Source organism: Kocuria soli (assembly GCF_003797835.1).
GTDB classification, from domain to species: domain Bacteria; phylum Actinomycetota; class Actinomycetes; order Actinomycetales; family Micrococcaceae; genus Kocuria; species Kocuria soli.
The window spans coordinates 103,885-111,252 of sequence record NZ_RKMF01000013.1 but is presented as its reverse complement, the minus strand read 5'-3'; the positions used below and the strand labels follow the sequence as shown (position 1 = coordinate 111,252).

The 7,368-nt window shown below is 68.1% G+C and carries 7 protein-coding genes; 4 read left to right on the top strand and 3 right to left on the bottom strand.

All coding sequences use genetic code 11. The features are described 5' to 3' along the window. Positions 1-141 precede the first annotated feature (141 nt). Positions 142-984: an HpcH/HpaI aldolase/citrate lyase family protein gene (locus EDL96_RS10620; protein WP_123825924.1), complete on the top strand. Its 843-nt coding sequence runs from the start codon at positions 142-144 to the stop codon at positions 982-984. Between the two features lie 119 nt (positions 985-1,103). Here EDL96_RS10620 and EDL96_RS13905 read toward each other — a convergent pair whose 3' ends face one another. Next, entirely contained in the window at positions 1,104-1,817 is a 714-nt protein-coding gene (locus EDL96_RS13905; protein ID WP_325049557.1) for a transglycosylase family protein, read from the bottom strand. A 317-nt stretch (positions 1,818-2,134) separates the two neighbouring features. Here EDL96_RS13905 and EDL96_RS10610 point away from each other — a divergent pair, with 317 nt between their 5' ends. Next, positions 2,135-2,842 carry a response regulator transcription factor gene (locus EDL96_RS10610; RefSeq protein WP_123825920.1) on the top strand — a complete coding sequence of 236 codons (708 nt, stop codon included), beginning with the start codon at positions 2,135-2,137 and terminating at the stop codon, positions 2,840-2,842. A 25-nt stretch (positions 2,843-2,867) separates the two neighbouring features. On the opposite strand, the gene EDL96_RS10605 is transcribed toward EDL96_RS10610, so the two are convergent. Further along, positions 2,868-3,980 (bottom strand): saccharopine dehydrogenase family protein, encoded by a 1,113-nt coding sequence (locus EDL96_RS10605; protein WP_123825918.1) that lies wholly within the window; start codon positions 3,978-3,980, stop codon positions 2,868-2,870. A 136-nt stretch (positions 3,981-4,116) separates the two neighbouring features. Here EDL96_RS10605 and EDL96_RS10600 point away from each other — a divergent pair, with 136 nt between their 5' ends. Both EDL96_RS10600 and EDL96_RS10595 read left to right on the top strand, forming a co-directional pair. Then, on the top strand, positions 4,117-5,163 hold the full coding sequence (locus tag EDL96_RS10600; protein ID WP_123825916.1) for an NAD-dependent epimerase/dehydratase family protein: 1,047 nt from the start codon (positions 4,117-4,119) through the stop codon (positions 5,161-5,163). Next, positions 5,160-5,804, top strand: a complete 645-nt coding sequence (locus EDL96_RS10595) for a TetR/AcrR family transcriptional regulator (protein WP_123825914.1) — start codon at positions 5,160-5,162, stop codon at positions 5,802-5,804. Before EDL96_RS10600 ends, EDL96_RS10595 begins: the two co-directional genes overlap by 4 nt. Before the next feature lie 57 nt (positions 5,805-5,861). Here the strand turns inward: EDL96_RS10595 and EDL96_RS10590 are convergent, their stop codons facing one another. Next, positions 5,862-7,367, bottom strand: coding sequence for a tripartite tricarboxylate transporter permease (locus tag EDL96_RS10590; protein ID WP_123825912.1), 1,506 nt, complete (start codon positions 7,365-7,367; stop codon positions 5,862-5,864). Position 7,368: the final 1 nt, after the last annotated feature.

Sequence of the window (7,368 nt, the reverse complement as noted above, 5' to 3'; positions counted from 1 at the left end):
CAGGCGGGCACTACCGTGGGACATGAGAACCTCCGGGGTGGAGTGGGCCTTAGACAAGCCACATCCCACTCGGAGGTTCTCCCTCGTTCAACCCGACCCGCTGCTACCAACGTCATGGCCAGGTACATCTAGGCTTGGGCCATGACGACGACGCCCCTGTTGAGCACCGCTCGAACCGCACTGTTCGCCCCGGCCAGCCGCCCGGACAGGGTGCTCAAGGCCCAGAGCTCGGGGGCGCAGGTGGTGATCGTCGACCTCGAGGACGCGGTTGCCCTCCAGGACAAGAGCCAGGCGCGTGAGAACCTCGCGGAGTTGCTCACGGGCAACAGCGAGGTGGGCGCTCTGTCCGCCCCCGTGGGAGTTCGCGTCAATTCCCCCCGCACGCAGGCAGGGAGCGAAGATCTTCGGATGCTCGCGGGGATCGGCGACCTCGGGCTGCTGGACGCCGTCGTCGTTCCCAAGCTCGAAGAGCCGTCTCAGATCCGGGCCGTACGAAGCACCTTGCCGCAGATCCAGGGCATCGTCGGGACCATCGAATCCGCGGCCGGACTCCTGCGCCTGGAGGACCTGGCGGCCGAGGACAGCCTGATCCGGTTCGCGACCGGCACCTTGGACCTGGCACAGGATCTCGGCTGCACACTGGACTCACGAACCATGGACGCGGCCCGCGCGCGACTGGTGACCGTGTCACGAGCGCTGGGGCTGGCAGGCCCCCTTGACTCCCCCACCCCGCAGTTCCGGGACCTCCGTCCGGTGCAGGTCGCAGCCCGTCTGGCCAAGGAGGACGGATTCACGGGCAAGGCCTGCATCCACCCGGACCAGGTCCCGGCCGTGACCCAAGCCTTCGAACCCACGGCCGACGAGATCGAGTGGGCCCGTTCCGTCATCCACGCGGAGGACGGCGCGACGTCGGTGGACGGTTCCATGGTCGAGGCCCCGGTGGTCGCCCGGGCGCGGGCCATTCTGGACCACGGGCAGGACTGACCGCCGACCGCGGACATGGACGATCCCCGTGGGAGCAACCTCGACAGCTCCCACGGGGATCGGATTCTTCCGGGCGGCCTGGCCTGATCGGATGAATCAGGACCGACCGCGGCGAAAGGTCAGCAGGCAGCGCCTGCGGGGACCTGAGCGTCACCCGCCGGTGCACCGGCGGCGGGCTGCGCTGGAGCAGCCTGCCCGAATTCACCGGCAACGACGGCCTGCTCGGCAGGCGCACCCTGGATCGGCTGCTGAACGGCACCGGTCGCGGGAGCCTCAGCCGTCGCGGAAGGCGTGGTCGAAGCCTGCTCCGAGGAGGCCCCGGCCGTCTCGGTGGTCGCGACGTCCTGGACCGTGACAGAGGTCTGCGAGGAGTCAGTCGACGCAGTGGAGGACTCGGCGGTGGAGGCAGTGGTGGAATCGGCGCTCGAAGTCGTGCTCGAGGTCGATTCACCCGAAGCGCTGGCCCAGCAGGACTCGGAAGCCGCCCACGGGCTGGTGCCCTGAGCGTTGTAGAGCTCCAGGGCGGCCGCATCCTGCACGGATTCCGGGGCGCTTGCCGCAGTGGAGTACCCGGCGGAAGCGGACAGGGACTGCCACGTGGAATCCAGGAACTGGTAGGCCCCCGAAGCACCCGAGGATGCGTTCACTGCCGAGTAGTTCCCGCCGGATTCGCAGCTCTTGATCTGTTCCAGGGTGGAGACACCCGTGTCTGCAGCCTGCGCGGGTGCGGCAGCGAAGCCCGCGCCGAGCACCAGGGCTGCGCCACCCAGGCCGACCGCTCCCCGGCGGAGCAGGGCGCGACGGCGGGTCATGGGCGTGGTCATGGTGGTCATCTCTTCTCCAGTTCTTCGGTGTACATCAGTCCGGCACCGCGTCCTCGAATGCTGTCTCGTGGCAACGGCACCTGTCGTCGCGACCACATGGGCCGCAGGAACGACGACAACCTTTCGGCCCCTCCGTGTCTTTGACATGTCCAGGACATGTCGCGCCGACAGGAACAGGCCCCCCCGGAACGCCGTCGTCATCAGCCCGGCCGAACGTGTGGGCCCTTTCCACCGCCGTGCGCCTTGGTCAGAGCGGTGGAGAAGTGCTCAGGCAGGGCAAGCAACCGCCACAGGCTCGGCACAGGAAGTCCGTCGATATTTTTTTCATGCGAGTTTTCACTGTGGACCTGACTTCCGCGGGTGCCAGCCGATCGACGACGCCAGAATGGGCCGATGCCGCGGACACCGTGCAGCGGATCGAACGCCCCTCGGAACTCTCCTGGTCCTGCGTGGACCTCCAACCCGACGCCGTCGTGATCACGGTCGAGGCTGCAGGCACCTACGACACCCTGGTCACCCGAACCCTGCGCGCGGACGGAATTCACACCCCCGTGTTCGTCCTGGCGCACGAGGCCGACGGCGAAGCCGTGGCCAAGACGCTGGAAGCCGGTGCCGACGACGTCGTCCCCACCCCCGTGAGCGTGGTGGAGATGCGCGCACGTCTGCGAGCACTGACGCGGCGGCCGGCAACGTGGGAACCCGATGAACTCAGCAACGGGCCCCTGCGAGTGGACCTCATGGGGCATCGGGCCCTGGCCCACGACCGGGAACTCGACCTGACGCCGGTCCAGTTCAGGCTCCTCACGGTCCTGGTGCGCAACGCGGGCCGGACGTTGACGCGGGACCAGCTGCTCGAATCCGTCTGGGATCCGGCCGAGCAACTCGAGTCCAACGTGGTCGATCAGGCCGTGTCCGGGCTGCGAACCAAACTGGCCGAGCACGACACCAAGAACTGCCTCAAAACGGTCCGCGGCGTGGGCTATCGACTGGAGGCGGCAGAGGAAGCGGCGCAGCGGCCCACGCGCGCGGCGTAGTCAACGGCCCACCTGCTGGGAGTCGTCAGTGATCCACACGGGTCAGTCCGAGCTGCGCTGCACCGTCGCTGAGCCGCTGCAGCCCGAAGGCCTCCACGGGGCTCCACACGCCATGGGGGAAGGTGTCGGCCGCGAGTTCCCGCGCACCCCAGGCCAACAGGCGCCCCGTGAGGGTGTAGGTGTTGGGGCCTTCCAGGTGCACCTCGGCCAGCTCGGTGCCGTCGGACGCGAGGGCCACTGCCACAACGCCCATGCGTTGGCGCTCACGCCGCTGCGCATCGGGCCCGCCGTGGCCGACGATCCGACCCTTCACCTTGTCGGCAAGAGCCCCGGGCACTCGCGGGAGCTTGGCCGTCACACCGGATGCGGCCATCAACGCCTGGGCCGGGCGAGCGGGGAACCATCCGTTGTAGACGTCCACGGTGCGCAGACCGGGAACACCACGAGGTAGGAAAACGACCTCGGTTCCACTCAGCCTGACGGCTCTCCGCCGCTGCCCGGCCACCGTGAACGTTGCACTGGCCGACCCGGGGCGCACCTGAACCGAGGTGCCGTTGCGCCACATGGGCATGCGTGTTCCGCCGGCGTCGAGCAGGGTTTGCCGCGTCCCCGCGCTCAGGTCCACCAGGGGGTTCATGGGCCCGATGTGGAAGTAGCCGATACGCAGGGTGTCGATCTCGGGACCGGCGTCTCGGGCCGCGAGCGCACCGGCGAGCAGCCCCGGGACGTAGTCGAAGCCGAAGGCCGGGAGCATGGTTGAGCCCGATGCCTTGGCCGTGCCGTCCAGGTTGTCCACCAGGCCTTGGACGAAGCCGACCTCGCCGGTCGAATCCAGGTAGTGGCTGCCCGCACGTGCCGCGGTCTCCGCCACGTGGTGCCCGAACCGCTCGAAGGGACCCACCGTGGAGATGACCACGTCCCCGGGGCCCATGAGGGGCTGGAGGCTGTCCGGATCACCCGCGTCGGCCACTGCGGTCTCCAGGCCGCCCAGTTGGGTTGCAAGGTCCTGCAGTCGACCTGCATCACGGCCGGCGAGCACCGGTCGAGCGCCCTGGTCGACCAACTCCTGGGCGACCAGGCCTCCGGTGTATCCGGTGGCACCCAGCAGGATGATGCGGCGGTTGGCTGATGTGTCCATGACACTCTCCGATCGATCGGAATCGCGGCGGGTAGGCAACTGATCCCGCTCCTGCGCCGACTCTATCACTTATGAAACGACTTGATTTCTTTTCTATTGGGAGGCAGTCTGGTTCACACCCGATGAAAGAGAAGCCGTGAACCACCACGTCGACACCACCGCCCCCGCCCTTGTCACCGGCGCAACCGGATACGTTGCCGGATGGATCATCAAGTCATTGCTCGAGGCGGGCGTGACGGTTCATGCCACAGTGCGCGATTCCTCCGATTCCGCGCGACTGGCGCATTTGACCGCCATTGCCGATCAGTCCCCCGGGCAGATCCGTTTCTTCGATGCAGACCTACTGACCGAGGGCTCCTTCGACCGGGCCATGCAGGACACCCGGGTGGTTTTCCACACCGCCTCCCCGTTCGTGCGGGACGTCAAGGACGCCCAGCGGGATCTCGTCGATCCGGCCGTCCGGGGAACGACGAACGTCCTCACCACGGCCAACCGCACCCCAAGCGTGCGTCGCGTGGTCCTCACGAGTTCGGTCGCCGCGATGTATGGCGACGCCGCCGAACTGTCCACCACCGACGGCAAGCTGGACGAATCCTGCTGGAACACGACGTCCAGCCTCACCCACGAGCCCTACTCGTACTCCAAGACGATGGCGGAGAAGACTGCCTGGGACCTCGCCGAGGGGCAGGGCCGGTGGGACCTGGTCACCGTCAATCCCGCCCTGGTGTTGGGCCCCTCCCTCAACGACAAGCCCACGAGCGACAGCTTCACCATCGTGGGACAACTCACCGATGGCCGCGGCCGATTCGGGGTGCCGAACCTGGCCATGACGTTCGTCGACGTCCGTGACGTCGCTGCCGCGCACCTGGCCGCCGCCTACACCCCCACCGCCCACGGCCGATACCTGGTGGCCGCAGAAGCCAGCGACCTGGTGCGCGTCGGACGGCTGCTCCGACCACACGCGGCACGGCCGGGACTCGTGGCCACCCGCGCGCTGCCGAAGCCCCTTGCCGTCCTCATCGCGCCACTCATCGGGCTGACCCGGGATTACGCGCGCGACAACATCGGTCACCCCCTTCACCTGGCCACCACGCGCACCCAGGACGAGCTCGGCGTCACCTACCGAAGCCTCGACAACGGTCTGCGCGAGATGATGACCCAGCTGGAAGGCACACGGGCATGAGCCGCCCCATGGGCAGACCCGTGGACACAACCCTGGAGGCCCGTTTCCTCCAGGCAACCGTCGAACTGATCTCCACCCACGGCTACCGTGCCGTGTCCATGGCGGCCATTGCCAAGCACGTGGGCGCCTCGACCGCCAGCCTCTACCGCAGGTGGCCGAGCAAACGAGACCTGGTGCTCGCCGCCGCACGGACCTTCTCCCCCGTCAACAACGACGACGGGAGTGACCTGGGGGACACCGGGTCCCTGGTCGGCGATCTGACGGCCGAGATCGAGTGCTTGCAGGAGCTGATGGCACAGGTCGGCCCGGTCATCCTCGGGCTGCTCGCCGAGGCCCAGCACGACCCCGAACTGCTCGGGGTGTTGGACGAGGTTCTGCTGCAACCCACCCGTGACGTCCTCGCCGAGATCCTCGACCGCGCGGTCACACGCGGAGAGCTGGCGGGAGCGGACCAGCCCCAGGCTGATGCCCTGGCCGACATGGTGCTCGGTGGTTGTCTCCTGCACAGGGCGACTTCACTGTCACCGCGGGCCCCAAGGCCTGCCCGGCAATGGGCGCTCGGCCTGGCAGGCACGCTCACGGTCACCTCCGGCGCCGCAACACAAGGAGCACCCTCCACCGCCACCTCGACCGTTGACTGAGGACCTCGCACCGCCATCAGCCGGGGACGCGAGCAACGCGCGACGTCGACCGCGGGGTCAGACGTCCCGAGCGGTGCGGTTGACCACCTTGGACCGGACGGTCAGGGCGATGATGATCAGCAGCACGCCGTACAGCACCAGCGGGATGGGTCCGGTCACCAGAACGGACCAGTCACCGCCCGAACTCAGCAGCGCATCGCGCAGGCTGGACTCGGCCAGCGGCCCCAGGACCATGCCGATCATGAGCGGTGCCAACGGCACGTCGTAGCGGCGCATGAGGAAGCCGAGCAGGGACAGGCCCAGAAGCAGGAGCAGGTCGAAGATCCGGCCCGAGGTCGCGTAGACGCCCAAACCACAGAACACGGTGATTCCCGCGTAGAGGTACGGCTTGGGGATCAGCAGCAGCTTGGACCACAGCGGGGCGAACGGCAGGTTGAGGATCAGCAGGACGACCATGGCCACGAAGAAGCTGGCCAGCAACGCCCACACCAGATCCGGCGCTCGTTCGAACAGCAACGGACCGGGCTGTAGACCGTACTGCTGGAAGGCCGCGAGCATGATCGCCGCGGTCGAGGACACCGGCAACCCGAGGGCCAGCAGCGCACCCATGGCGGTTCCGGTGGTCGCGTTGCCCGCAGCTTCGGGCGCGGCCAGACCACGGATCGCGCCCTTGCCGAACTGCGGGTCGTGCCGACGGCGGTCCAGGCGGCGTTCGACGTCGTAGGCCATGAAGGTGGGGACCTCCGATCCTCCGACGGGAATGACGCCGAAGGGCAGACCGATCGCGGTGCCACGGGCCCAGGCCGGGGCGGCCTCCTTGAGCTCATGAGCCTTCAGGAAGGGGCGCCCGGAGGCATCGACCTGCTTGCCGTCGCGGTCGCGTTTGATCCGCGACGCGACCTGCAGCACCTCGCCCAGCGCCAGGATCGCGACGGTCACGGTGACCAGCGAGATCCCGTCGAAGATCTGCGGCGCGCCCAGAGTGAAGCGCTCCACACCCGACATCGCGTCGATACCGATCGTGGCGATGGCCAGTCCGATGACCAAGGAGGCCAGGCCCTTGATGGCGGAGTCGGACACCACCGACGACGTGGCGACGAAGGCGAACAGGGCCAAGGCGAAGAACTCCTGCGGGCCGAACAGCGCGGAGAGTTCGGCGAGCTTGGGGGCCAGGAACACCACCACGATCGAGGCCGTCATGCCGCCGATGAACGCACCGATCGCCGCGGTGGCCAAGGCCTGCGGGGCCCTCCCGTTGAGGGCCATCTTGTGCCCCTCGAAGGTCGAGGCGATGGCAGAGCCCTGCCCCGGGGTGTTCATCAGGATGCCCATGGTGGAGTCGCCGAAGAGACCGCCGAAGTAGACGCCGGCGAACATGATGAACGCCGCCGTGGGATCCAGCGCGAACGTCATGGGCAGCAGCAGCGCCACGGCCATGGACGAACCGAGCCCGGGCAGAACACCCACCGCGGTGCCCAGGAGACACCCGACCAGCACCCACAGGAGGTTCATGGGCGTCAGTGCGCCCTGGAAACCTTCGGCCAACATGCCCAGTGATTCCATG